23 protein-coding genes are annotated in these 25,669 nt (G+C 62.3%); 13 read left to right on the plus strand and 10 right to left on the minus strand.

Translation table 11 applies throughout. The annotated features are described in order from the left end of the window. Nucleotides 1-11: 11 nt before the first annotated feature. From P0D73_RS08655 to P0D73_RS08695, 9 genes are all read right to left on the minus strand, one after another. Nucleotides 12-1,367 (minus strand): sigma-54 interaction domain-containing protein, encoded by a 1,356-nt coding sequence (locus tag P0D73_RS08655; RefSeq protein WP_408283959.1) that lies wholly within the window; start codon nt 1,365-1,367, stop codon nt 12-14. Next, entirely contained in the window at nt 1,367-4,423 is a 3,057-nt protein-coding gene (locus P0D73_RS08660) for a peptidase domain-containing ABC transporter (RefSeq protein WP_408177279.1), read from the minus strand. Before P0D73_RS08660 ends, P0D73_RS08655 begins: the two co-directional genes overlap by 1 nt. 67 nt (nt 4,424-4,490) lie before the next feature. Then, nucleotides 4,491-5,243 (minus strand): peptidylprolyl isomerase, encoded by a 753-nt coding sequence (locus tag P0D73_RS08665; protein ID WP_408177280.1) that lies wholly within the window; start codon nt 5,241-5,243, stop codon nt 4,491-4,493. A gap of 37 nt (nt 5,244-5,280) precedes the next feature. After that, nucleotides 5,281-6,654, minus strand: coding sequence for a beta-barrel domain-containing protein (locus tag P0D73_RS08670; protein ID WP_132378868.1), 1,374 nt, complete (start codon nt 6,652-6,654; stop codon nt 5,281-5,283). Further along, the gene (locus P0D73_RS08675) at nt 6,632-9,214 is read right to left on the minus strand and encodes an FHA domain-containing protein (protein WP_408430909.1); all 2,583 of its coding nucleotides are present in this window, start codon (nt 9,212-9,214) and stop codon (nt 6,632-6,634) included. Before P0D73_RS08675 ends, P0D73_RS08670 begins: the two co-directional genes overlap by 23 nt. Nucleotides 9,215-9,443: 229 nt before the next feature. Further along, nucleotides 9,444-10,898, minus strand: coding sequence for an efflux transporter outer membrane subunit (locus tag P0D73_RS08680; RefSeq protein ID WP_408177282.1), 1,455 nt, complete (start codon nt 10,896-10,898; stop codon nt 9,444-9,446). A gap of 226 nt (nt 10,899-11,124) precedes the next feature. Next, nucleotides 11,125-11,406, minus strand: coding sequence for a hypothetical protein (locus P0D73_RS08685; RefSeq protein WP_132378874.1), 282 nt, complete (start codon nt 11,404-11,406; stop codon nt 11,125-11,127). Nucleotides 11,407-11,709: 303 nt separating this feature from the next. Beyond that, nucleotides 11,710-12,144 (minus strand): DUF4399 domain-containing protein, encoded by a 435-nt coding sequence (locus tag P0D73_RS08690; protein WP_132378876.1) that lies wholly within the window; start codon nt 12,142-12,144, stop codon nt 11,710-11,712. A gap of 47 nt (nt 12,145-12,191) precedes the next feature. Further along, entirely contained in the window at nt 12,192-12,695 is a 504-nt protein-coding gene (locus tag P0D73_RS08695) for a DUF4399 domain-containing protein (RefSeq protein WP_132378878.1), read from the minus strand. 367 nt (nt 12,696-13,062) lie between these two features. Here P0D73_RS08695 and P0D73_RS08700 point away from each other — a divergent pair, with 367 nt between their 5' ends. Then, complete coding sequence (locus P0D73_RS08700; RefSeq protein WP_408430912.1) at nt 13,063-15,036, plus strand: SUMF1/EgtB/PvdO family nonheme iron enzyme; 1,974 nt, start codon at nt 13,063-13,065, stop codon at nt 15,034-15,036. A 56-nt stretch (nt 15,037-15,092) separates the two neighbouring features. Here the strand turns inward: P0D73_RS08700 and P0D73_RS08705 are convergent, their stop codons facing one another. After that, a complete protein-coding gene (locus P0D73_RS08705) occupies nt 15,093-17,237 on the minus strand; it encodes a serine/threonine protein kinase (RefSeq protein ID WP_408314333.1) in 2,145 nt (714 codons plus the stop codon). Between the two features lie 415 nt (nt 17,238-17,652). Between P0D73_RS08705 and P0D73_RS08710 the strand changes: the two genes are divergently transcribed. From P0D73_RS08710 to P0D73_RS08765, 12 genes are all read left to right on the plus strand, one after another. Next, entirely contained in the window at nt 17,653-17,931 is a 279-nt protein-coding gene (locus P0D73_RS08710; RefSeq protein WP_408177286.1) for a hypothetical protein, read from the plus strand. A gap of 88 nt (nt 17,932-18,019) precedes the next feature. After that, nucleotides 18,020-18,304, plus strand: a complete 285-nt coding sequence (locus P0D73_RS08715; protein ID WP_132378884.1) for a hypothetical protein — start codon at nt 18,020-18,022, stop codon at nt 18,302-18,304. Nucleotides 18,305-18,487: 183 nt separating this feature from the next. After that, nucleotides 18,488-18,697: a hypothetical protein gene (locus P0D73_RS08720; RefSeq protein WP_132378892.1), complete on the plus strand. Its 210-nt coding sequence runs from the start codon at nt 18,488-18,490 to the stop codon at nt 18,695-18,697. Between the two features lie 316 nt (nt 18,698-19,013). After that, nucleotides 19,014-19,220, plus strand: a complete 207-nt coding sequence (locus P0D73_RS08725; protein ID WP_408177287.1) for a hypothetical protein — start codon at nt 19,014-19,016, stop codon at nt 19,218-19,220. Nucleotides 19,221-19,895: 675 nt separating this feature from the next. Beyond that, the gene (locus tag P0D73_RS08730) at nt 19,896-20,174 is read left to right on the plus strand and encodes a hypothetical protein (RefSeq protein ID WP_408177286.1); all 279 of its coding nucleotides are present in this window, start codon (nt 19,896-19,898) and stop codon (nt 20,172-20,174) included. Nucleotides 20,175-20,262: 88 nt separating this feature from the next. Next, on the plus strand, nt 20,263-20,547 hold the full coding sequence (locus tag P0D73_RS08735; protein ID WP_132378884.1) for a hypothetical protein: 285 nt from the start codon (nt 20,263-20,265) through the stop codon (nt 20,545-20,547). 183 nt (nt 20,548-20,730) lie between these two features. Then, a complete protein-coding gene (locus P0D73_RS08740; RefSeq protein WP_408246234.1) occupies nt 20,731-20,940 on the plus strand; it encodes a hypothetical protein in 210 nt (69 codons plus the stop codon). A gap of 400 nt (nt 20,941-21,340) precedes the next feature. After that, nucleotides 21,341-21,628 (plus strand): DUF3303 domain-containing protein, encoded by a 288-nt coding sequence (locus P0D73_RS08745; protein ID WP_132378894.1) that lies wholly within the window; start codon nt 21,341-21,343, stop codon nt 21,626-21,628. A 7-nt stretch (nt 21,629-21,635) separates the two neighbouring features. Further along, nucleotides 21,636-23,273 carry an MFS transporter gene (locus tag P0D73_RS08750; protein ID WP_408430915.1) on the plus strand — a complete coding sequence of 546 codons (1,638 nt, stop codon included), beginning with the start codon at nt 21,636-21,638 and terminating at the stop codon, nt 23,271-23,273. A gap of 118 nt (nt 23,274-23,391) precedes the next feature. Beyond that, nucleotides 23,392-24,006 carry a TetR/AcrR family transcriptional regulator gene (locus P0D73_RS08755; protein ID WP_408430917.1) on the plus strand — a complete coding sequence of 205 codons (615 nt, stop codon included), beginning with the start codon at nt 23,392-23,394 and terminating at the stop codon, nt 24,004-24,006. 93 nt (nt 24,007-24,099) lie between these two features. After that, complete coding sequence (locus tag P0D73_RS08760; protein WP_408430920.1) at nt 24,100-25,326, plus strand: YbfB/YjiJ family MFS transporter; 1,227 nt, start codon at nt 24,100-24,102, stop codon at nt 25,324-25,326. A gap of 154 nt (nt 25,327-25,480) precedes the next feature. Continuing rightward, nucleotides 25,481-25,636, plus strand: coding sequence for a DUF3309 family protein (locus P0D73_RS08765; protein ID WP_012429014.1), 156 nt, complete (start codon nt 25,481-25,483; stop codon nt 25,634-25,636). The last annotated feature ends 33 nt before the right edge of the window (nt 25,637-25,669 follow it).

Here is a 25,669-nt window from a genome sequence, read left to right on the forward strand (position 1 = left end):
ACGCGGCGGTCTCAGGTCTCGTTGTCTTCATCGTCGTGGTCTTCAGCGCCGTTCTTGTTCCCGGCCGGCTGATTGCGATTGCGGAAATCCTTCGAATGCAGGCCGTGTTTCTTCAGAAGCATCTGTAGATGCGAGCGGTTCATGTCGATACGACGCGCGAGTTCCGCGACCGTGCCGCTCACTTCTCGAAGGCCGCGCTCGAGAAAGGCTTTTTCGGCGTCGTCGCTGGCGGCACGCTTTGCGTCGCTCAGCGACATCAGGTTCGCCACGCTGATCGGCTCCTGCCCCGTTGCGGTCGTGGCGCTGGCTGCCACCGCCGAGCCGGGCGCCGCCGGCCGCATGTCCACCGGCAAATGTTCGACATCGGCCATATCGCCGGCCAGACACGACACCCGATACATCACGTTGCGCAACTCGCGGATATTGCCCGGATACGCATAGTTCAGCAGAAAGTCCCGCAGACGCGGCGTCATTCGCACGGGCCTGCGCTTTAACGTGCCGGCGGCTTCATCGCCGAACCACGCGATCAGCAGTGGAATTTCATCGCGACGCTCCCGCAGCGGCGGCAACGTCACATGAATCACGCTGAGCCGGTAGAACAGATCCTCGCGGAACTTGCCCTCTTCGCTGAGTTGCCGCAGATTGCGATTGGTCGCCGCGACGATGCGCGTATCCACCGCAATCGTTTCATCGGATCCGACGCGCTGGATCTCATGCGCTTCCAGCACGCGCAGCAGCTTCACCTGGCCGGCGAGCGGCAACTCGCCGATTTCGTCGAGAAAGATGGTACCTGTATGCGCGCTTTCGAATTTCCCCTTGCGATCGTTCGAAGCGCCCGTGAACGCCCCCTTGCGATGCCCGAACAATTCCGACTCCAGCAGATTGTCGGGAATCGCGCCGCAGTTCACGGAAATGAAGGGTTTATCGGAACGCGAGCCGTTGGCGTGAATCACCTTCGCCATCAACTCCTTGCCGGTGCCGCTTTCGCCGTCGATCAACACGGGCAAATCGGTCGGCGCCGCTTTCTCGGCGATTTCAAGCGATTCGAGCAGGCGAGGATTGTCGCCAAACGTCCCTTCGAAAATGAAACTGCGTTCGAGCAACGCTTTGCGGCGCGCGCCGCGCGATAAATCGCCGCGCTCCTGCGGCTCCGCGGCCACTGCCGCTTGCACGAAGCGCTCCTTGTGCGAGAGCTGCATCACTTCGTCGCGCAACGAGGTGGCTTGCCGGAGCAGCTTGTCGATGTCCGCGCGCTCCAGCCGCGACGACCAGCGCAATGTCGAGCGCAAAATCTCGATCCGCTCGATCAGCCCCGCGTACGAAATCGCGGGGCTGGCCTCTTCAACCTGGTCGAGTATCTTCATCATCACGCACTCAACTGTTTCTGGACCAGCTGGTAATACATGCCGCCGCGCTGGATCAGTTCATCGTGACGGCCCTGTTCGACAATCGCCCCTTCGTACAGCACGAGAATCTTGTCCGCACGCATGATCGTGCTGAGCCGGTGCGCGATGATCACCGCCGTGCGGCCCTTCAGAATGTCGTGCATATTGCCGAGGATGTTGCTCTCCGATTGCGAGTCCAGTGCCGAGGTCGCTTCGTCGAATACGAGCAGACGCGGATCGTGATATAGCGCCCGTGCAATGCACAGCCTTTGGATCTGCCCGCCGGACAACCCAATTCCGCGTTCGCCCACAATCTGCTCATACCCGAGCGGCATCTTGCTGATGAATCCATGCGCGTCGGCCATCTTCGCGACTTCCTCGATGCGGCGCCGGTCGGGCGCGTCGTCGCCGCTCGCGATGTTCTCCGAGATCGTGCCGGAGAACAGCAGATTACTTTGCATCACATAGCCGATCTGCGCACGGTAATAGGCTTTGTCGACCACGCCGAGATCGTAGCCGTCGATCGTCATCTTGCCTTCGGTCGGCGCGTAGAAGCCGACCAGCAATTTCGCGAGCGTCGTCTTGCCCGACCCGCTGCGCCCGACAATCGCCACCAGTTCGCCGGGTTTGATATCGAAGCTGATGTTTTCGAGCACGTACGCCGAGTCGTTTTCGCCGTAACGGAAATAGACGCCGCTGAGGCTGATTTCGCCTTGCAGTTCGGGCAGCATCACACGTGAAGGCAAATCCTGAGGCTTCTGCTCGGGCTCGATATCGAGCACATCGCCGAGGCGCTCCATCGCCACACCCGCGTCGTTCAACATGCTCCACAAGCCGACCAGGCCCATGAGCGGCCCCAGTACGCTACCCATGAATGCATTGAACGCGATCAACTGACCAATCGTCATTTCACGCGCGAGCACGAGATTCGCACCGACCCAGAGAATCGCAATCGTCGTCGCGGAGTTCAGCAACTGACTGCCGAGTCCCACGAGAATGTTGAACGCGTGCGCGCGATATTGCACTTCGAGTGCCTTCGCGTACTTCTTCTCCCAACGCAGACGCACCGGCCGTTCGATACCCATGCCCTTGATGGTCTCCACGCCGGCGAGCGCTTCCATCAGAAATGACTTCGATTCGGTCGACGCGGTGAACACTTCGCGCGCATAGCCTTTGATCTTCGGCGTGGCGATCGCGGTCAGCGCCATGATCGGAATGACGAACGCGATCAGCACCAGCGTCATCTTCACGTTGTAGACGAACATGATCGTGAAGTAGATGAACACCATCAGCAGATTCAGCGCCGTGGTGACGGTGGATTCGGTGAGGAACGCGCGGATCGTCTGGTTCTCCTGGAAGCGCGCGAAAATGTCGCCGGTCTTGCGCTTGGCGAAAAACGAAAACGGCAGCGACATGGTGTGCTTGAAGAACTGCGACATCATCGCGAAGTCCATGTTGCGCACCATGAAATTCGCGAGGTACGCGCGAATCGACGACATCAATTGCGAAAAGACATTGGCGATGATCAAGCCGCCAATCAGCAGATGCAGCAGGCTGACATTCTGATGCACGATCACGCCGTCGAGAATGTTCTGGATAATCAGCGGGGGAATCACGCCCAATACCTGAATCACGAAAGTGGCGAGAAACAGGTGGCCGAGAATCTTTTTGTACGGCTTGAGGTAGCCGACGAAGCGTATCCACGGCGAACGCGCGGCGGACATTTGCAGCAGATGCGGTCCACCTGTAAACAGCAAACAGGTGCCGCTCCAGCCGCGTTCGAAATCCTCCACGGTCATTTTTTTGAATCCGACCGCAGGGTCCGCCACCCACACGTAATCCTTGGAGAGCCCGTACACCACGACGTAGTGATAGCCCTCCCAGTGCACGATGAACGGCAGATCGAAACCGCGCAACGAATCGAAGGTACATTGCACGCCGCGCGCCGTGAAGCCGAGCGATTCACCGGCGCGGGCGAGACTGTCAAGCGTCGCGCCCTGGGTCGTGACGTTGGCCAGTTCGCGCAATTTGCCGAGCGTCATCGGAATGCTGTAGTGGCGGCATACCATCGCAAGGCACGCTGCACCGCAATCCATTTCTTCGGCCTGTTCGACCAGCGCGAAGCGTTTGATGACTTTCTCGCCGAACTCGGGCTTGCTCTGCAAATCGAGCATCAGCGGCAGCTTGCGCCGCTGTTCGACCCGCTTTTGCCGCTGCAATTCGCGGTCGCCGTAGCGAATCCGCTCGTCGAGCACTTCGCGCAGCTTCGGATTGCGTTCGAGAATGAAATGGACCGTGCGCTCCGGAATCACCAGCAGCCGCGTATCGGTCGTCGCGACCACCGACGCCATCTGCTCCTGGCGCATCAAGCAAGCTTTCTCGCCGAATATTTCGCCTTCGCCGAGCGTGGCGAGCGTGTAGTCATGCCCCTCCTCGTGCCGCACGATACGCACTGCGCCTTGGCGCACCACGTACAGGCGCCGGTCCTCGCGGCCGTCCTGCTTGAGGATTTCCTTGCCCGCAGCCACCCGTTTCACGCCGACGCTGCGCACATACTCTTCGAGTTCCGCCTTGTTCAGCTTGCCCCGCAGATCGAATAACTGCGCGACGAAACCGCCCGCCGAATTGATCGCCACGTAGCTGGCAACGAAAGCCAACGCAGCCTGATTGCCGGCCATGACCGGTTCGATCGCGGCACGCGGAATGAACAGCAATTCGGTTTTCGCCGATGCCCGCACTGACGCTTCGTGGACATAGGTACGCAACATCGCAATATCGGCGAAGATCTCGCCCGACTTGCGCACCCCCATGCTGGTTTCCTTGCCATGCTCTTCCGTGAAGATCCGCACGGAACCCGAGCGAATCACGTACAGCCCGTCAGCCGTCTCGCCCGCGGAACAAACCGTTTCGCCGAACGAATAGAAGCGCGCTTGCGCATATTCGGCAAGACGCTCGATCTCATCGCGCGAAAACGGCGAGAGAATTTCCACCGAGGTGAGAAACTCGGCTGCGGAAGGCGCGGTCTGGGGTGCATCCATGTGCTTGCGGACCTCGAATCGGCGTGTCGTTGCGTTGTTTCAATACGGCGTGCTAGCCCCGATCGGGCTAGCGCGCTTCGATCACGTGCTCCTGAGCGCGTGCAATCAGCCAGCCCTCGCGCAGCAGCCGCCGGACTTCGGAGGCCACGTCAGCGTCGAGCGTCGCCGGATATTTGGCCGTCACGGCGAAAATCTCGAAGCACGAGCGATCCGCCGACGGAAACGGACCAAGCAGATCGCCCACCGCCGCGTTGAAAATCTTCGCTTCGATTTCCGGCTTCAACGAGCCGCGCAGCACCTTGCCGATTACGCCGCCCGCTTCGCGCGTATCCGCGATCGAATGCTCGCGCGCCATGTCGGCGAAACTGTCGGGATCGTCGTGCAGGTACGAAATCATTTCCTTCGCCTTGCCCTCGCTGTCGAGCACGATGTGGCTCACTTCGATCGCATCGAACTTCGGCGAATTCAGCGCGAAGTAATCCTTGATCGCGACCTCGTTGCCGATCTCGTCGAGCATCTTTTCCTGATACAGGCCGTCGGTAATGAAGGCCTCGAATTCGTCGAGGCTGACATTGAGGGCGTCGAGGTACTGATTCATATCCGTCGCGCGATGCAGGCCTCGCACGCGGCGGAACTGATCGGCGCGTTGCTGGATTTCATCGGCGGTGACAGTCATGCCTTGCTTCTTCGCCGCGTGAACCGTGAGCTTGTCGCGCACGATCTGCTCGATCAGGCTCTCGAACTGGCCGGTCAGTTTCAGAAGACGAATAAATTCGGCCACGTCCACGACTTCGTCATCGATTCGCACTATCGCGGTCATTTCTTCCGCTCCTTTAATTGACGTGTGATCCGCGCGGTCATCCCGCAACCTGCCTGAACGGATCGAGACCCAGATCGATCAGGCGCCGCTCGCGCACCACGATCTCAGCGCTTGCCGTCATGCCGTAGCGCAACGGATAGCGCGTGTCGGCAATCTGGTAGTAATTTTTGTCGAGCGTGACGCGGCCTTCGTAGACCGGCTGCTTGTCCGTCGCCGACGGCTTGGTGGCCGGCGAAATATAGGCCAGCGTGCCGCTGATCAGCCCATAGCGTTGATACGGAAAGGCGTTGAATTTGAGCTTGACGGGCAGGCCCTCATGCAGAAACGCGCGATCGTGTTCAGCAATTTCGATCTTCAGCACAGGCCGTGCGTCTTTGGGCGCAATGCCGCCGAGCGGCGCGTTCGCCTGAATCTTGTCGCCGCGCTGCGTCGACGTCACGTCGGTGATGACGCCCGAGACCGGCGCGAGAATCAGCAGGAAATTGTCTTTGTCGATGTTCTCGAAGCGAATCCGCGCGGCCGCTTCGGACACCAGCCGCGCACTTTGCAGTTGCAGGCGCAACTTGTCTTCCGCGTCGGTAATGTCGCGCACCGCCGAATCGTATTGAAGCTGCAGGTCGGTGGTCTGCTGGCCGCTGGTTTCCAGTTGCGCATTTGCCTGCGTATATTCGTGGCTCAAGCGGAAATCCAGCTCTGCGAGCTTCGATTGCGCGACCCGGTACGCGTTATCCGCTTCCATCGCCGCAGTGCGTTTCTGCTCCACCTGCAATTCGGCAATGCCGCCGCCGCCCGGCTGCGCGAAGAGACGCGAGTAGCGGTCCAGTTCCTGACGCGCCGCTTCACGCGTGCGCCGGGCATTGTCGAGGATGCTGCGTGCTTCGTCGAGTTCGGCCTTCTGCCCTTCCGCGAGTTTGGTGGTGCCTTCGGAGACGCGATTTTCGTGCTGGCGCGCTTCCACTTCCATCTGCGTCTTGAGCGCGGCTGCTTTGCGCTCCAACAGCGCCTTCTTCTCGGGGAATTGCTTCCAGTCGCGCTCGGCGTCTTCCAGTTTGAGTTGGGCTTGCAACGCGTTGCTGGCGGCCTCGATCGCGCCACGCGCATTCAGGCGCGCGAGCACGTCGCCTTTCGACACCGGTTGCCCCTCGGCGATATACAGATCGGCGAGTTCGCCGTCGATCGGCGCATAGATCCGGCGCACCTCCGATTCCGGCGACAAAGTGCCTTGCGCGCTGACGATCACGTCCGCGCGTCCCACGAACGACCACAACAGCCCGACCACGACCAGCGCGACCATCGCCCAGATCAGCGCGCGCGCGAGCCGCACCGGCTCCGCCATCAGAATCGCGATGCCCTCGACGCTGTGATCCTCCAGCGCCTCCGACAACGGCCTAGGGTGATTGTCGCGTTTCACTCTGCTCGCCCCCGATCAATGCCAGCTTCGCTTTCAGAAGTCCCGGATCCAGCACCATGCGCAACTCCGTCAGCGAACGGCGCTGCAAATTGGTTTCGGCCTCGATATCCGCAAGCAGCCGGTCGAAGTCGGCGGGATGATCGGCCTTCAGTTGCGTGTAGATTCGCATGCCCTGTTGCGCCGATGTTTGCGAATCGGAAAGCAGACGCGCCTCGCTGCGAAATCCCGGCGAAATACCGGCTTCGAGACGCTGCGTACCGCCGATCGAGCCACCCGCGCGATACTGTTTCCACAGGCTCTGGGCGCGCAGCATCAAGTCTTGCGCACGCGCCAGCGCTTTGTCGTGCAAGGCGGCGACGTCTTTCTGGATCGACTGCAGGAACCACACGTCCGTTGCCGGGTCGAGGCTCGCGTAGAACGACAGCAGGCGCTGGTCGTAATCCTTGTCGCCGTGCGTCTTCTGCAATTGCGCGTACTGATCGAGCAGTGCCTTCTTGTGCGCCAGTTCCGCCGCGAGCACGTCGGACCACGGCCCTGCGGGCATGGCCTGCAAACCTGCCAGCGCCTGTTGCGCGTCGCCACGCCGCCATGCCGCTGTCACCGCGTCATGGCGCGCAATCACGTCTGACGAAGGCAAACGGCTGGCCGCCAGCTGTTGAAATTGAGCCTGAAAAGGCGGCGTGCTGAAACGCGCCGACTTCAACATGGCGAGCAACGGCACCAGTTGCCGGCTCAACGCGGCGTTCAACAAATCCGTGTATTGGCGCAAATCCTGACGCACCCGATCAATGCCGGCGAGACGCGGGTAGCGCTGCGCGTAATCGTCGAGCACGGGAGGCAGCGCGTCGGGTTTGTCGCGCGCCAGTTCGGTGCGGATCGTCCCATTCAGACGGTCGATGGCGGCGAGGTACACCGAATCATCGCTTTCCAGTTTACGCAGATGGCTCAGCGCCTGCGCATAGGGATCGGCGAACACGGGCACGTAGGAAGCGATGCGGTCGAGCGCGCGCTGATGGCTCTTCGCGTCGTCTTCCCAGCGTTGCAGCAGGTTGTTGATCGTGCCCTCGTCCGCGTACATGCGAATCGGCGCGTCCATGCCGCCGCGCGCCGCGACGAAACGCTCCAGATCGCCCACCCATTGCAACTCGCCGATCAGCGACGCGGCGTCCGCATTGTTCGCGCTCAGCGAGCGCATCTCCTTGAGCAACGCGTCGGCTTGGTCGAACTGAGCCTTTTGTAACGCGTTCAGCCAGCTGGGGAGCTTCGCCTTCAACAACGCTTCGCTCGCTAGCGCGCTGACTTTGGTGTCCGTGGGATGGTTCGCCAGATAGCCCGATGCCGCCGTGACCGCGCTCGTGTAATCGCCGTTCGCCAGCAGGTTCTTCAACTGGCGCTCCGACGAACCGCGCATGTAAAGCGCCGACGCAATCGCCACTATCACCACGACGCCCACGCCGCCCCATGTCGCCATGCGCCGCACGCTCGCGCGATCGTCGATTGCAAACGCCTTGCCGAGTTCGCCCGCGAGCAAGCGCCAACGGCGCGGCCGGCCCTTCGCGGCGGCCGTGCTGGCAGCGCCATTCGCACCGTTGGTTCCGTTCGTGCCAGTCGCCCCTCTTGCCGTGCCGGTCGGCGCGTCGCGCTTCGCATGCGCTGACGCGGCCTGTGCCGCCTCGTTGACTTCGTCTTCGCGTTGGAGGCCGGGGTCGACGCAAAAGATATCGAGGAATGAATGCGCGGCGCCGATGAAGGTGGTCTTGTCGGGATCGGCTGCTTCGTCGGCGGCCGGATTGAGGAATAGTTGTGTCACGGTGGGCTCGACTTCAGGGGGTTTCTGCAGCGTCACCCTGTAGACGAAGTGGTCTCCGCCAAATGCAACGAGGTCGCCCTCTACCAGTGGCAGCGCGGACTCGTCCAGCCGCTTTCCGCCGACGAATGTGCCGTTGGTGCTGCCGAGATCTTCGACATAGAGCTCGCCACCCTTCAGAAAGATATGCGCGTGACGGCGCGAGATGTAATTGACCTGATGCGGATAGCGGTCCTTGTAGCGCGAGAAGACTTCGTCCGCTTTGCTGACCAGAAACGGAAATGCCTGCACCTCGATGGGTTGCAGGCCGAGATCGTCGCGCTGCGGCACGAGCAGCAATCCCGGTGCGGTGGGCGAACTCGCGGCCGCCACGATACGCGCGCGCGGCTCGATGCTCACCCGGTAGCAGAGCTCGCCGCCGAAGCACAGTTCGTCGCCGGCGCGCACGCGGGCCGGTGTTTGCCGCACCGCCACGCCGTTCACCGTCGTGCCGTTCTTGCTGCCGAGGTCGGCGACGTAGACCGCGCCGTGTTCCGTGAAAACCCGCGCATGACGGCGCGACAGGCGCGCAATCCGCTCGGCGGGATAGTCGGTAAAAGGTGCCTCGCTGCGCCCGATTGCAAACAGGTTGTCGACGATCCGGATCGCGTCGAGCGCGGGACGTTGCGCGGACGCAGCCGGCGACAACACCACGTCGAACGCGGCGTCTTCTGTCGCGCGCATCTCAGCAATCGGAGCTTCGCCGGCGGCCATTTTATCTGGATCACTAAGCGTTTACCCGCTGCGGCGAGAGCGCAACGGAAACGGGACGAAGGACTACGGCGGAAAGATATTGTTCGAGTGAGCCGTGCAAAAACCGGCCCCTTAAAGATTGTAAGTCACACATGGCGAGTGTCAATTTTCCGATCGTCGAATTATGAAGGCAACGAGTGCGTCAGATACAGCCGAAATACCCACGCTGCGCGCCACATTGCGGATTAGCTCAGTGTTCCTTTACTTCTGCCTGCACGTCGACGCTCGGCCAGCCGCCGCCCAGCGCTTTATAAAGCAGCACCGTGTCGGACAGAATCTGTTGATGGTTGGCGAGCAATTCCTGCTGCGCCTCCAGCAAGGTCCGTTCGGTTTCGAAAACCTCCAGTTGCGACACCACGCCGAGGCGCAATTGCGACTGGATCTGGTCCGCGACGATTTGCAGCCGCGACACCTCCTGCTGCAACTCCACCCGCTGTTCCTTGTGCGAATTCACATTGACGAGCGAGTTTTCCACTTCCTCGAACGCGGTCATCACCGCCGCGCGATACTGCTGTTCGGCCACCGTCGATTGCGCTTGCGTGACTTTCACATGCGCCCGCACGCCGGGATCGAGCAGCGGAATGTTGATGCTGGGCATAAAGCCGTACGTGAACGATTTCAGCAGATCGGTCAGCGCAAAACTCGCGGTGCCGGCGTGCCCGGTCAGGCTGATGGTCGGCAGCTGCGCGAGCTTGGCCTGCCCGACGAGGTCGTACGCTTCCAGCACTCTGAACTCGGCGGCCACCACGTCGGGACGGCGCGCCAGCAGTTGTGCGGGCAGACCGTCCGGCACGGGCGGCAATTGCACGCGCTGCTGCAAATGCCCCTTGGGCATCCGAAACTCGCCCGCCGGCACGCCGATCAGCGTGCAAAGCGCGTTATTGGCCAGCGCGCGTGAACGGCGCAGGTCGAGCAGTTGATTGGTCAGGCGGTTGATCTCCGCCTGCTGGCGCAACACCTGGGTTTGCGGTATGAGGCCGTTGCGGCGCTGGCCGTCGTAAATCGCGAGAATCTGCCGGTTCGTTTCGAGCGTTTTCTGTTGCTGCTCGATCTGGTCGTCGAATTGCAGAATCTGGAAGTACGTGCTGGCCACGTTCGACACCAGTTCCAGATAGCCGGCGCGCCAGTCCGCCTCGCTGGCATGGAATTCGGCCTTTTGCGCCTGCACGCCCTTTTCGACTTTGCCCCAGATATCAATGTCCCAGTTCACCTGCGTCGCGAGGTTGTACTGCTTGGAGAAGGTCTGGTGCGTGGTCTTTTCGAAATCGGCGCCGAAGCCGAGATCCATGGTCGGCAAGGCGCCCGCTTTGGCTTCGCCGATCTGCGTGCCGGCCACGTCGATACGCGCGGCCAGTACCTTGATATCGAAGTTGCCGGCAATCGCTTTCGCGATCAGCGTGTCGAGATAGGGATCGTGGAAGCCTTTCCACCAGTCGGGTTCGATCGTCGCGGCGGCCGATACGGGCGCGCCTTTCTGATCCGACCACGAGGCTTTGGCAGGCGTGTCCGGACGCTTGTAGTCGGGCATGCTGACATCGACACAGGCCGACAGCGAAAGCGCGCATACCGTCGCCGCGCAAACGCAGCGCAGCGCAGATGTCCTGCGGAAGAAGCGCTGACGAGCTGATGAAAGCAACGCTGACACGATGGTCTCCGATGGCGCCCAATTCGTTGCACGAGTGGAGCGCGCCCTTTAAGTAAAGCATCTCCTGCGCGGCTTCACCATCGAAGCGATGCAAGAAGATCGGCGCGGGAATCGGGCGGTGAAACGGGGGGTCGCGTGAAAAGAACGATTGGCTGCGAAATCTTTTTGAGGAGCGGCCGGTAAGAGTCCGCGGAGGCTGTCGTGCCTCCGCGGCGGCCTGCGCCGTTTAGTGCACGTTGATGTTGTTGCTGGCGTACACGTGCGGGTTGATCGTGGACGAGATGCCCGAGACGAACGCTGCGTTGTTGCCGTTGGCGTTCTGGATGTTCATCGTTGTGTTGATCAGCTGGGTGGCGTCGACGGTCTTGCTGTTGTTCGGCGCATACACGGGCATGAAGTTGAAGTACGACGAGGACGGATAGTAGCCGGTGCCGCCGCGCACGGCGCTCATGGCCTTGCTGTCGAGTTGTTCGGTGATGGACAGGTCTTTGATCATCAGCGTGTTCATGGTAAATCTCCTGGGAAGGGAATACAGCACAGTTTGCGGTTGGGTTCGAGCAACTTGTCTGCTCGAGTGTCACTAATGCATGGGCTGTGCCAGGATTGCTTTCCTATCCTAAGAAATGTGCCGGAATGCTGTAGATAAAGGGTCGCGGGGCTGGCAGTGAGGCGAACGTGAGACAAAGCGGTGAAGCGGCGTCCGGAGGATGGTGGATTGCGGCCAACAACCCGTGAGAAATTGTCGGCTGCTGCGTGACACTGAGGCGCTAACCGATGCGCCGCGTCACGCCGCGCAATACGCAACCGCGCGTCACCGCGCAATGACGGTGATCTTCTTCGAATACACCGGCGGATTGTGCGGCACGTGCATGTCGTCGCCCATCAGCAACTGCAGCGTGTGCTTGCCCGGCGGGAGTTGAATCATGGTCTCCGTTTCGCCCGCGCCGAAGTGCAGGTGATTGCGATCCGATGGAATCTCCTGATCCATCGGCGGCAAGTCAGTGTCGATCAGCAGATGATGGTGGCCGGTATTCGGATACTTGACGCCTTTCGGCGCCACGCCCATGTAGCGCAGGCCGAACCACACCTTGAACGGCTTGTTGGCAGGGACGACCTGGCCATCGTTGGGATAGCCGATATACGCATAGGCGCCGGCCGGCGCCGGCGTGCTGCCTGCAAGAGCGACATTCGGCGAAGCCAATGCCGCCGACATGACGAGCGCCGCGACCGCGATGATCTTGTACATGAAGGTCTCTCCGTCCTGACGGACCCGCTTTGAACGAACGGATCGCGCTAGTCTTTTAGCACGGTGATGGTGATCTTTTTCGAATACACAGGCGGCACATGCGGCACGTGGTTGTGGTCGCCGAGAATGAGTTGCAGCGTGTGCTTGCCCGGCGGCAACTCGATTCGCGCGTCCGTCTCACCCGCGCCGAAGTGCAGGTGATTGCGATCCGATGGGATTTCCTGATCGAGCGGCGGCAGATCGGTGTCGATCAGCAGATGGTGATGGCCGGTGTTGGGGAATACGACGCCCTTCGGGCACACGCCCATGTTCCGCAGTCCCATGCGCACCCACAACTTGCCGCCGTGAATCACCGTGCCGTCCGATGGCCAGATGATGTATTCCTCGGCGCCCGGCGGCGACGCCGTTTGTTCGGCTGCCGCAAAGACGCTCGGCACCATGTTGCCGAACATGAGGACGAGCGTCGCGCGTAAAGCCCGGCGCAGCGCCTCGCGACGCGCATTCGATCCATGACGCACGTCGAGAACAACGGGGGTAACGGTTCTTCGCATAGCGCACTCTCCCGAAGAGTGGTCATGGCCAGGTCGGCTGCACAAGGCAGGCCGGGCGTTCCGGCTGGATGTCGCGGGCGCACGCGCGATTGGACGGCCACTTGGTTAAAACGAGCTTGCCGCCCTACTTTGTGAATTAGCTTAGGTCGTAACTTGCCAAAAAGATACGCCACACTCGTTAACCGTATAACGCATTCGGGGCACGCGGACAGTTGTGGCGCGCAAAGCGCGTGCTATCGTTATTAAGAGGTTGCAGATGGATGGTCGATAGCGGCGTCGATGTTTCTCGCAATTCACTCCAGCAGTTGATGCGAGTGGCGTGGTCCTCGATTGCCTATGTTCTGTCCGGAACAAACAGGATGTAAAGATGTGGCGAATATTCATGCTGGTGTGCGTGGCCGGGGCGATGCAGGCGCATTGGGGCGACGCTTTTGCGGCGCCGCAACGTGACGGCGCCGAGCGGGATACGAGTGCGGCGAGTTTGCCGCTCACGCTGGTCACTCCGTTCACGCCGCCACAGGGCAATCTCCTTTCTCCACGTATCGCGCTTGTGATTGGTAATGGCGCGTATGGTGCGGACGGTGTGGATCGTGCGGATCGCACTGACACGCAAGTGGACGCGCTGCGAGAGAACGCGCCGCGCGACGCCGAAGCCATGCGCGACAGGCTCCAAACGCTCGGCTTCGACGTCATCATGCGCACGAATGCGACGCCGCAGCAAATGCGCGAGGCCATCGGCGAATTCCATCAGCGCTTGCGGGCAGGCGGTGTTGGCCTGTTCTATTTCGCGGGGCACGGCATGCGAATCGGCCCGCAAACACTGCTCATCCCAGCGGGACTCGATGCCCGCTCGCCGGCTGAGGTCGTGAGCAACGGTGTCGATTTGCACGCCGTATTGCAGGCCATGCGCGGAGCGCGTGACGGCCGGCTCAATCTGGTGATCCTCGACACGTGCCTGAATAATCCGTTCTCAGCGGACGTGACGAACGATACGGCCGCGCTTCCGGGCAATACCGTGGTTGCCTACGCAACCGCGCCCGGCGGATTCGCGGCGGACGGCACACGCCACGGTGTCTATACGAATGCATGGCTTCACGCGCTCGACAGCGCTCCGTCACTGGCGCTGCCAGATCTGTTGCAACGCGTCGCAGCGCAGGTTCGCGACGCGACCGGCGGCGAGCAATCGCCGTGGCTTGCCTCGTCGCTTCCTCAAACCTTGCTGATGGCCGATGCTGCGTCCACCGCTCGGGACAATCCCTTGGTCTCGCTGCATAGCAGAGGCATCCTGCCGAAAGACAGCAGCGAACAATACGAAATCACGTTCTGGAATTCGATCAAGGACAGCAACTACCCAGGGGACTACGAGGCGTATCTGAAGGCCTATCCGAACGGCCGCTTCGCCACGCTCGCTCATGCGCGCATCGACCGCTTGCGTGCTGCGGCGACGTCGAACGCGCCGTCCACGGCCACGCCTGCTGCGCCTTCAGTTGCGCCCGCGCCGCAAGCCGCGCGGCCAACGCCGCCGGCTAGCACCCCGGCACCCAAGCCCACTGCAAGTGCTGCTCCGCCGGCCGCACCACCCGCAGCAGCGGTCGCGCAAAAGCCCGTCACGCATGCGCCGGTTGCCGGCGAAAGCCGCGATTGCGCCACCTGTCCGATCATGATCACCGTGCCCGCGGGTTCGTTCTCGATGGGCAGCAGTACCGACGACCCGTCCGAAAAGCCCGTTCATCACGTGACCATTGGCGCGCCGTTCGCGATCGGCAAGTACGAGGTGACGGTCGACCAGTGGAACGCGTGCGTCGCCGCCAATGGCTGCCAGAAGCTCACGCCGGAAAGCAACACCAACAAGGCCGCACCGGCGCGCGACCTCAGTTGGGACGACGCGCAGCAATACGTGAAATGGTTGAGCAAGACCACCGGCAAACCGTACCGCCTGCCCACCGAAGCGGAATGGGAATACGCGGATCGCGGCGGCACCACGACCGCCTACTGGTGGGGCGATCAGATGCGCAAGGGCAACGCCAATTGCAAGGACTGCGGCGAACCGTGGCACAAGGAAGGACCCGAGGCCGCCGGCTCGTTCGCGCCGAATCCGCTCGGCCTGTACGACATGAACGGCAGCGTCTGGGAATGGACCGCCGACTGCTGGCACAACTCCTACCAGGGCGCACCCGCCGATGGCCACGCATGGGACAGCCCCGGCTGCGACATGCGCGTGATTCGCGGCGGTTCGTGGCGCGAAGGCGGCAGCTACATGCTCAGCGCGACGCGCTTCAAGTACAGCTCGGGCGTGCGTCAATCGCAGGATGGCTTCCGGGTCGTCAAAGATCTCAAGTGACTTGCCGGCTTCGCGGGCGGTTCATAGCCGGCTCGCGAGCCGCGCTCGCACGCCGCTCACGGCGAGCGTGGTTTCGTCGTGATCGGCGCGAAATCGGCGACGATGTGATCGTGGCCGTATTTGCCGCCGATCTGCGCAAGCCGCGTGTCGAGTGCGCGCAGATAGTCGGCGCGCGATTCGCTCTCCGGGCGCGGCTTATCGAAGAGCGGCGCCGGCGTGATCAGCAGCACGACCATCTCCGATCCGAACGGCTTTGAAATGATCCAGTCACCCGCGCTGCCGATCGTGGCGGCGTAGTGCGGTGGCGCCTGATTGTCCTTCGCGCGCGGGCTCGGCACCATGTGCACGACGCTGCCGTCGAGCTGGTAGTAGTCGAGGTTCACATACGAGTCGTAACCCGGCGTGGTGACGTCGACGACCAGCGGGTTGCCTTCGCTCAACTGGCCACCTGGCGGCCGCACATGCAGGGCCGCGACGTGACCGGCCTGCATGTTGTGAATCCAGTAGGGCGCGAATGCTTTGATGGTGTCGCATTTGTCGTCGGCGAGCGGCTCGACCTGGAGCGTCAGCGTATCGACGCCCGGCAACGCCGCCAGCGTGTCCTTCAGATGCGCCGCGCCATAGCGTTGCGAGACGTAGCCACGCACCGTCAGCGAGTGGTCCTGGACTGACGCGGACAGCGCTGAACAGGGCACTTGCGCCAGCGCCGGCGTGACGGCGGCGAGGGTCAGCGCCGGCTTCGGCGCGGGCGCCGCCGGTGGCGTGGCGGGCACTGCCGCGACCGGACTTGCCGGCGGTGCCGCAGGCGGCGCGCTCACCGGCCCCGACACCGTTCCTTCCGATGACGACGAACCCGTCTGTTCCGCCAAAGCCTGCGAAGCGCCCGTCTGCGTCTGTGATCCGCTGTGCCGGTTCGGCGCCGAGCGGAACGCGAACACGCCGACCGCCGCCGCGCACACCACCGCGAAACTCGCGAGCCCCACCTTCGCCAGCGTTCCTGACTTTTCCGCACGCGCTTCGTTATCGAACTCCGCGATGAAGCGCACCACGCTCGGCATGCGCGAATTGCGATCAAACGACAGCGCGGCACGCAGCGCGCGCCATTGCCTGGAATCGAGATTGGCCGGCCGCTGCGGCTTGAAATCGGCATTGCGGGCTTGCGTCGCCGACAAGCGATCGAACGGATGGTGACCGGTCAGCAGCTCGTACGTGATGCAGCCGAGCGCGTAGATGTCGTCGCGCGGATCGGGCTCGCGGTGCTCGATCATTTCCGGGCTGGCATACGCGGGCGTCAATGCGCCGAGGCTGCCCGGATCGAACACGGTTGCATCGCTCTCCTCTTCCGGACGCTGGAACACGCGGGCAATGCCGAAGTCGATCACCTTGACTTCGGCATTCGTCGTGAGAAACACGTTGGCGGGCTTGAAGTCGCAATGCACGAAGCCGCGTTCGTGCGCATAGGCGAGCGCGCTGCACATGCCGCGCACGATCGGCAGCGCCGCGCGCACCGGCATGCCCTGGTAGCCCGGCGTGCGCAGCAACTGGCTGAGCGGCTTTCCGGACAGGTACTCCATCGTCAGATAGACGATCGGCCCGTCGCGGTCGAAGTCGTACACCGTAATGATGTTGCGATGCGCAAGCACTTGCGCCTTGCGCGCCTCGCGCTGCAACGCCACCAGCGAATTCGGGTTGCCGCGGAACTGGACGTTGAGCACCTTGATGGCGAGATACGGCTTGCGATCCGAGGCCTCGAGCTTGCGCAGATCGAGTGCCTTGTACACCGTGCCCATGCCGCCGACCCCGAGGCATTCTTCGAGCACGAAGCGGTTGTTGAGTGTGTCGCCGGTGCCTTTGATCTGGTCGTGTCCCGCGGCACTGCCGGTGCCCGCTGCGTTGGCCGAGCTTCCCGCGCTGCCCGCGCTGGCTGACCGTACCGACGGAATCTCGACAGTGGTCTGGATGCCGGTTTCGTCGCCGCCCGCCGCTACGTTCGACACGCGCAACTGCTCGATGCGTCGCCGCACTTCCACGTAGAGATCGTCGGGGAGCGGAGCCTTGCGATGTGCCGCGCCGAGCATGTCCAGCAGCTGCGTGGGGCCGAGTCCTTCGGTCGTCAACGTGCTGTCGAGTTGAGCCACGAACTCGTCACGGGACAGCTCGCCGTTCTGAAAGTCGTGAATCACACGCGCAAGGCTAGCCATTTGTGCGAAGCGCCGCCGCTGCCGTTGGGCCGGATCGCGCGCGATCCAAACCTCTCGGGCTGATAGAGAACCTTTCGTAACCAGTTACATGTGCCGCTTCGATACTAGCTCCCGCTCCGTGCTTTCGCAAACCAGGATTGGCCCGCTGCCTGCGCGGCGAGCCCATGTCGTGCGACATCCAACAGCACGCGGTGGTCTGTCGGGCATATGCCGTCAGTCGTTCATCGCTTTCACGCGGCTGTTCGCTACCGCGAGCCCGGCACTGCAACGTGAAACCCTTGTGCAGCAGACCTCCACCAACTTTCTTAGGAACCTTGAATATAACTGGCACAGCCCGTGCATTAGTGATACCCGAGCAGACAAGTTGCTCGCACCCAACCGCAAGACCCTGACCTTTACCTTCTGGAGACTCACCATGAACACGCTGATGATCAAAGACCTGTCCATCACCGAACAACTCGACAGCAAGGCCATGAGCGCCGTGCGCGGCGGCACCGGCTACTACCCGTCCTCGTCGTACTTCAACTTCAGCCCCGTCTTTGCTCCGAACAACAGCAAGAAGGTCGATGCCACCCAGCTGATCAACACCGAACTGAACCTGCAGAACGCCAACGGCAACAACGTCGCGTTCGCCACCGGCATCAGCTCGACGGTCAACCCGTACATCTCCACGAGCAACAACATCCACGTGTAACACGCGGCCAGGCGAGGCGACCGGTTCGCCGGTCCGCTTCGCCTGCCCACGATTACCCCCGTCTTCCGCGCACCTTTGGAGAAGCACCATGTCATCCCTCATGATTCGCGATCTGTCCGGCACCCGCGAGCTCGACCGCCGCGCCATGTCGGCGGTGGCCGGCGGCACCGGCAGCAGCGTGCCCGGCCTGCCCTCGGTCGCCGGCCTTGGCGGCATTGCCAACGTCAACGTCTCGATCAACCAGAACCTCAACCAGCTGCAGTACGTCAACGTCGCCGCACTCAACAACGTCGGCGTGATCGGCGCGGGCTTCGTGCCGCTGCACCTGAACGTCAGCCCGTCGCTGTGGGGCGCCAACTACGCCAACGTGTGACGGCTTGCCGTAGCGAGGGCCGGGGGGCCTCATTCCGGCCGGCAGATCATCGCCGGCCAGCGAGCGGCAGACAGATTTCCTATACTGATAGTGCGAGGAGACCTCAGCACATTTCACGACACACCCGAGCGGCGGCCGGCGCATTGCACCGGCGCGCCGCTCGATTTCTTTCCTGGAGCCACCATGACCAAGCTGATCATCAGGGACCTCACCGATAGCGTCGAACTCGATCGTCAGGCGATGGCGGCCATCGTCGGCGGCGCACGTATCGGCGCGCGGCTGAACGCGGCCGTGCCACTGGTGCCGGCTTCGGCACGCGTGGTCGAATATCCGCCGGGATTCCCCGCAGCGCATCAGACCATTGCCCGGGCCGCCGTGCAGCGCAAACCGTAGCGCGCCTCGCCCAAGCGTCGCACAGTCACGGCAACGGCACGCGTCACCCACGCGTGCCGTTTGCTTTTGTTGCCGACGGAGCGGCGTAAGCCGACATTCCGCACGCGATTGGTCGGGCCTCGACGAACAGTCCCGTCGATCCTTGCGCTCACTGAACGTCATGCTCGGCGAACGCATGACGTCTATCGCTTGCTGGCCTTGTGTGGCCGCCTCGCATTCGGTTTCCTCGCTCATCGCGCACAAATTGGCATAACCCTTGCAGAACGAGGGCTGAGCACAGCATCGTGCTCGCCTATCCACCTTCAGGAGTAACGCCATGAAATCCACGCTCATCATCAAAGACCTACCGCGCTCCGCGGATCAAGTACACGACGAATTGACGCTCACCGCCGGGCAGATGAAGGCGCTGCGCGGCGGCCGTTCCGTCGTCGTCACAGTCGACCGTGGCCCGCTCGGTCACGTCGACGATTTTGAAATCAACACCGCCATTTTCGAAGGACGCATTGGCGGAACCTACTTATAGGACGCGCGAGATGTCCGCAATTAGAAACAGGCCTCCTTCACGTCTTCGCTGTTGGAGGGGGCCTGTTCATTGACGTGCTGAATGTCCCGCGTCTCGTGTTCTTATCGATGCATGCCTCCTGCCAGGCAACCCGTTTCAAGCGGCGTCGGCTTGACGCTCACACTTCGACGTCACGACGTTGAACGACACCTCTTCGGCCACTGCTTCGTCCAGGCCAACCAATCCATCGAATTCCTCGCACGAAGTCATTCAGTCGGCGACAGCATCGGGCGACCGTTGAAGCGATCCGCGTCTACGACGGCATAACAGCCGACCGTGCTGTGCCGCGAATCTCCCTCGCTTTCTTCGATTCCAGATCGACACCGTTCGCACCCTCTCGAACTCTGAACGCCACCGGTCAAAGCGGGTCCATTGGCCACTGCCCATGTCGTGCGACATCCAACAGCATGCGGTGGTCTGTCGGGCATATGCCGTCAGTCGTTCATCGCTTCCATGCGGCTGTTCGCTACTGCGAACCCGGCACTGCAACGTGAAACCCTTGTGCAGCAGGCCTCCACCAACTTTCTTAGGAACCTTGAATATAACTGGCACAGCCCGTGCATTAGTGATACCCGAGCAGACAAGTTGCTCGCACCCAACCGCAAGACCCTGACCTTTACCTTCTGGAGACTCACCATGAACACGCTGATGATCAAAGACCTGTCCATCACCGAACAACTCGACAGCAAGGCCATGAGCGCCGTGCGCGGCGGCACCGGCTACTACCCGTCCTCGTCGTACTTCAACTTCAGCCCCGTCTTTGCTCCGAACAACAGCAAGAAGGTCGATGCCACCCAGCTGATCAACACCGAACTGAACCTGCAGAACGCCAACGGCAACAACGTCGCGTTCGCCACCGGCATCAGCTCGACGGTCAACCCGTACATCTCCACGAGCAACAACATCCACGTGTAACACGCGGCCAGGCGAGGCGACCGGTTCGCCGGTCCGCTTCGCCTGCCCACGATTACCCCCGTCTTCCGCGCACCTTTGGAGAAGCACCATGTCATCCCTCATGATTCGCGATCTGTCCGGCACCCGCGAGCTCGACCGCCGCGCCATGTCGGCGGTGGCCGGCGGCACCGGCAGCAGCGTGCCCGGCCTGCCCTCGGTCGCCGGCCTTGGCGGCATTGCCAACGTCAACGTCTCGATCAACCAGAACCTCAACCAGCTGCAGTACGTCAACGTCGCCGCACTCAACAACGTCGGCGTGATCGGCGCGGGCTTCGTGCCGCTGCACCTGAACGTCAGCCCGTCGCTGTGGGGCGCCAACTACGCCAACGTGTGACGGCTTGCCGTAGCGAGGGCCGGGGGGCCTCATTCCGGCCGGCAGATCATCGCCGGCCAGCGAGCGGCAGACAGATTTCCTATACTGATAGTGCGAGGAGACCTCAGCACATTTCACGACACACCCGAGCGGCGGCCGGCGCATTGCACCGGCGCGCCGCTCGATTTCTTTCCTGGAGCCACCATGACCAAGCTGATCATCAGGGACCTCACCGATAGCATCGAACTCGATCGTCAGGCGATGGCGGCCATCGTCGGCGGCGCACGTATCGGCGCGCGGCTGAACGCGGCCGTGCCACTGGTGCCGGCTTCGGCACGCGTGGTCGAATATCCGCCGGGATTCCCCGCAGCGCATCAGACCATTGCCCGGGCCGCCGTGCAGCGCAAACCGTAGCGCGCCTCGCCCTAGCGTCGCACAGTCAGAGCAACGGCACGCGTCACCCACGCGTGCCGTTTGCTTTTGTTGCCGGCGCCCCGCAATAGTTAACGTGAACAACCCACGAGATATTCCCAACTGGCAACAGCGCTCTTCGCTTTCTCGCCATGAAAAAGCGCTTGTTCAATTAGCCTGGTGAATGTCCGCACGCGGCGACGCCGCCCGCCCTACGCTCACCTATGATGCTTAGGACGCCACGTGGTTTTCTTATCGCTGTCCGCCAATAGCACGCACTATTCGGACAGCTTGCGGGCGCAGGAGTGAACACGGCGCACCGCAACCGCGACGCGCCGTACCCATAAGCGACGATGGCAGCGCGCCACGAGCCGGCATCGCCAATTCGGATTGGAGACGCGCAATGAAATTTATCGTCCTATGGAATGGTCTGCCGACCGCCGAGAGTTCCGTCATCGAACGTTTCATGAAGACCGGCGGCCGGGTGCCGGAGGGAGTCAAATTGCTGGGACGCTGGCACGCTATCGGCGGCTTGCATGGCGTTGCTATCGTCGAGTCTGACGACACGGGCGCGATGGCGGCGCTGGCGCTCGAATGGGGCGACCTGCTCACGATGAACATCTCCCCAGCCCTGACCGACGAAGAACTGGGCGGCGCCCTCGGCAAATATGCCGCAGCGGGTAACAAGTAAGCACGCCATGAACGCCGGGCTCGCCGCGCCGCTTCCGAGCGGGCAACTGCTGCCGTTCCGCGAATCGCTGCTTGCGATGCTCGGCATCGCCTTCGTCGCGATGCTGGTGGCGCTGGATCAAACCATCGTCGGCACGGCGCTGCCGCGTATCGTCGCCGAACTGAAGGGCTTCGACCTGTACGCGTGGGTCGCGACGTCGTACATGCTGGCCTCGGTCATCACGATTCCCATCTTCGGGCGGCTGGGCGATCTATTCGGCCGCAAGCGGTTTCTGATCGCCGCGATCCTGTTGTTCACCGGCGCCTCGGTATTGTGCGGGCTCGCCAACAGCATGTTGCTGCTGGTGATTTCGCGCGGCCTGCAAGGGATCGGTGGCGGCATTCTGATCGGCACAGTGTTCGCTACCGTCGCTGATCTATTCCCCAATCCGAAACTGCGGCTGCGCTGGCTGGTGTTCGTCACCTCCGCCTTCGGCGTGTCGAACATGATCGGACCGACCCTCGGCGGAATGCTGACGCAGTACGGCGGCTGGCGGCTGGTGTTTTTCGTCAACGTGCCGGTCGGGATCTTATCGCTGCTGTTCGTGCAACGCTTTCTGCCGCCGCTGCTTCACCTGCGGCACAAGGGGCCCGTGCGGCTCGACTGGCTCGGCGCGTTCGTGCTCGCGGTCACGTTCGGCTCATTGCAAGTGCTGATCGAACTGTTTCCGAGGCGCGGTTTCGACACCACGACAGTCGTGCTGACCATCGTAGCTGCGACTTGCGGGCTGATTCTCTGGCTATGGGAGCGGCGCATCGGCTATCCGATCGTGCCCGTTGACATGCTCATGGACCGCAAGCTCTCCGCGCTCTTCGCGATGTCGGTGCTCGGCGGCTTCGCGCTCTTTTCGCTGGTGTTCTACGTACCGCTGCTGTTTCAAGGCGGCTACGCGATGTCGGCACATGACTCCGGCATGCTGATCACGCCGCTGCTGCTCGGCACGACCGTAGGCAGCGTGCTCAACAATCGTATCGTCACACGGATCCGCCGCGCGAACGGCATCATGTACGCCGGTTTTGCGCTGTCCGCGCTCGCCTGTCTCAGTGTAGTCGTACTGCGAGGCACGGAACCGCATCTGGTGTGGGCGTCGTGCATGGGGATCAGCGGGCTCGGCCTCGGTCTGGTGGCAACCAGCCTGACAGTCTGTTCGCAGCAGATCGTCGCGCGAGATCATGTCGGCGCAGCCACCGCGCTGCTTCAATCACTGCGGACGTTCGGCGGCATGCTCGGCACGGTGATGACCGGCGCGTTGCTCGGGCATCTCTATTCGCGCGGCGTGCATCGCTCACTCGATTCCTATCAGGCGACGCAGTGGTTCAAATCCTTCGCCAGTCCTGAACTGTTGGTGGACCGCGCGGAACAGGCCGCGCTGATCAATCGTCTGGTGAGTGCCGGCCAGTCAGGCGACGCCATGATGAGGTCCGCGCGCGAAGCGCTGGTGCAATCCATTCACATCGGCATTCTGGTGGCCGGCGCCGCCGCGTTGATCGGCCTGTGTCTCGCGTGGTTCGTGCCCCCCGTGCGAATCAGCTATCCGGACACCGAACTCGCACCGGACGGGCAACCGCCCGCCGACGCCCTACCCCCAAACCGCAGCGCACTGTAAGCGCGCCGTCGGACGTCCTCGAATCTTCTTCTTGCGTTCTGTATCACTCGATATATAATCGCTTTCTATATCGACTGATACAGAACTAGTCGTCAGTGACGCTGGAAGGACATTCACCATGGCAAGACCCCGCGAATTCGATGAACACGAGGTGCTGGAAGCCGCCAGCGCGGCCTTCTGGACGAAGGGCTACGAGGCGACCTCCACGCGCGACCTGGTCAAATCGACCGGCCTGACACAGCCGAGCCTCTACAACGCGTTCGGCGACAAGCGCACGCTGTATCTGCGAGCGCTCGAGCATTATCTCGAGCACACCTTGCGCGAACGGATCCGGCGATTGGAACGCACCGTATCGCCGGCTCTATGCATCACGATGTTTTTCCAGGAGATCCTTGAGCGAACGCTCGCCGATCCCGCCCAGCGCGGCTGCATGCTGGTGAACTCGGCGCTGGAAACCACATCGGAGGACGAAATATTCCGTGACATCGTCGCCACGGAATTCGCCGAAATCCGCGCGTTTTTTTACCGCTGCGTGGTTGCGGCCGGCGAGAGCGGCGAAATCACCACCGTCGTTTCCGCCGATGACGCCGCCACTCATCTGCTCGCCACATTGATCGGCGTTCGCGTTCTCGCGCGCGTCAATCCGCAACAGGCGCTGCTCATCGGCGCGATCGCGCCGGTGTTGCTGCTGCTCGGTTTGCCTGCCCTCCCGGCAACCGACAACGGCGTCTGAGCCCGGCGCCTGACAAGGCGCGCCCCTTCGCTTCGCTTTCCCCACCGACATCCGGCAGCGCCGCTACCAGCGCGCACCGGTAAAGGAACCGTCATGTCCGCTGCACCCATAGCGTCCGATAGTCCAGTCTCACTCGATGCCCGCGCGCTCTTCGCAACGCTCGCGGGGCTGTGCGGCAGTCTCGTCGCCATCGGCCTCGCCCGCTTCGCATACACGCCGTTGATTCCCTCGCTGATCCAGGCGCACTGGTTCACGTCGTCGCAAGCGGTGACGCTCGGCGCGGCGAATTTCGCCGGCTATCTGGTCGGCGCGTTGATCGGCCGTCCGCTCGCAGCGGCGCTGTCGAACCGCAGCGCGTTGCGCATGCTGATGGCGGTGGTGACGGCCGCCTTCTTCGCTTGCGCGTATCCGCTTTCGGTGAGCTGGTTTTTCACGTGGCGTTTGTTGTCGGGCATTTCCGGCGGCGCGATCATGGTGCTGGTAGCGACATCGATTCTTCCGCACATTCCGGCGCCGCGCCGTGGCTTCGTGAGCGGCATGATCTTTCTTGGACTCGGCTTGGGTATCGCGGCATCCGGCACATTGATTCCGCAGTTGCTTCACTATGGTTTGCAAACCACGTGGATCGGTCTCGGCGCGGTGGCACTGGTGCTGACCGTAGTGAGCTGGTTCGGCTGGCCTTCGACGAATCCACCCGCACCGGTCGTGCCGTCCGGCGCGCATCACGCGGCGCGCCCTCACGGCTTGACCCTGCGCGTGCTGTACGCGCAATACGCGGCGAACGCCCTCGGTCTCGTGCCGGCGATGGTACTGCTCGTCGACTATGTCGCTCGCGGCCTGGGACGCGGCGCGGCAATCGGCGCGAACTACTGGGTGCTGTACGGCCTCGCTGCGATCGCCGGACCGGTGATCTGCGGCAACGTGGCCGATCGCATCGGCTTTGGCAAGGCGTATCGCGTCGGACTGCTTCTGCAAGCGGCCGCTGTCGCCATGCTCGCGTTTTCGGGCAGCTCGTTCGTGCTGGCCGCCTCGACCGTAATTCTCGGCATCTTCACGCCAGGCATCGTGCCGCTCGTGCTCGGCCGCATTCATGAACTGGTGCCGCACGATCACACCGAACAACGAGCCGCATGGAGTCGCGCGACGACAGCCTTCGCGCTCTTCCAGGCGCTCGGCGGCTATGGGTACTCGTACCTCTTCTCGCATACGCATAACGACTACGCGTTGATCTTTACCTGTGGAGCAGTGGCGCTAAGTATTGCCTTCGTCGCTGATCTCCTTGCGTCGCGTATCGGCGCCGCACGCCACACCGCGATGTAACTGGTTTCGAACGTGTCCCGCTCGACTTTTAGCCTTGGGCATGCGGCTTGCTCAATCATGGCACCGATACTGCCTTTGGCAGGTACGCCCGCAGGGCGTGCCTTGCGCGGCTGTCGTGAAGGCAGGTCCAATCAACCAGGCGGAGGTCATTCATATGTTGGGAACTATTCTTCTAGTCGTGCTGATTCTTCTGCTCATCGGTGCGCTCCCCACGTGGCCGCACAGTCGTGCGTGGGGTTACGGTCCTACGGGCGGTCTAGGCCTCGTTGTGATCGTGGTGATCGTATTGCTGGTCGTCGGCGTCATATAGCCGCAACTTGCTTAAGCATTTCGTAGTGCCCGT

It is taken from the genome of Paraburkholderia sp. RL18-101-BIB-B, from assembly GCF_046026985.1.
In the GTDB taxonomy this organism is placed as follows: domain Bacteria; phylum Pseudomonadota; class Gammaproteobacteria; order Burkholderiales; family Burkholderiaceae; genus Paraburkholderia.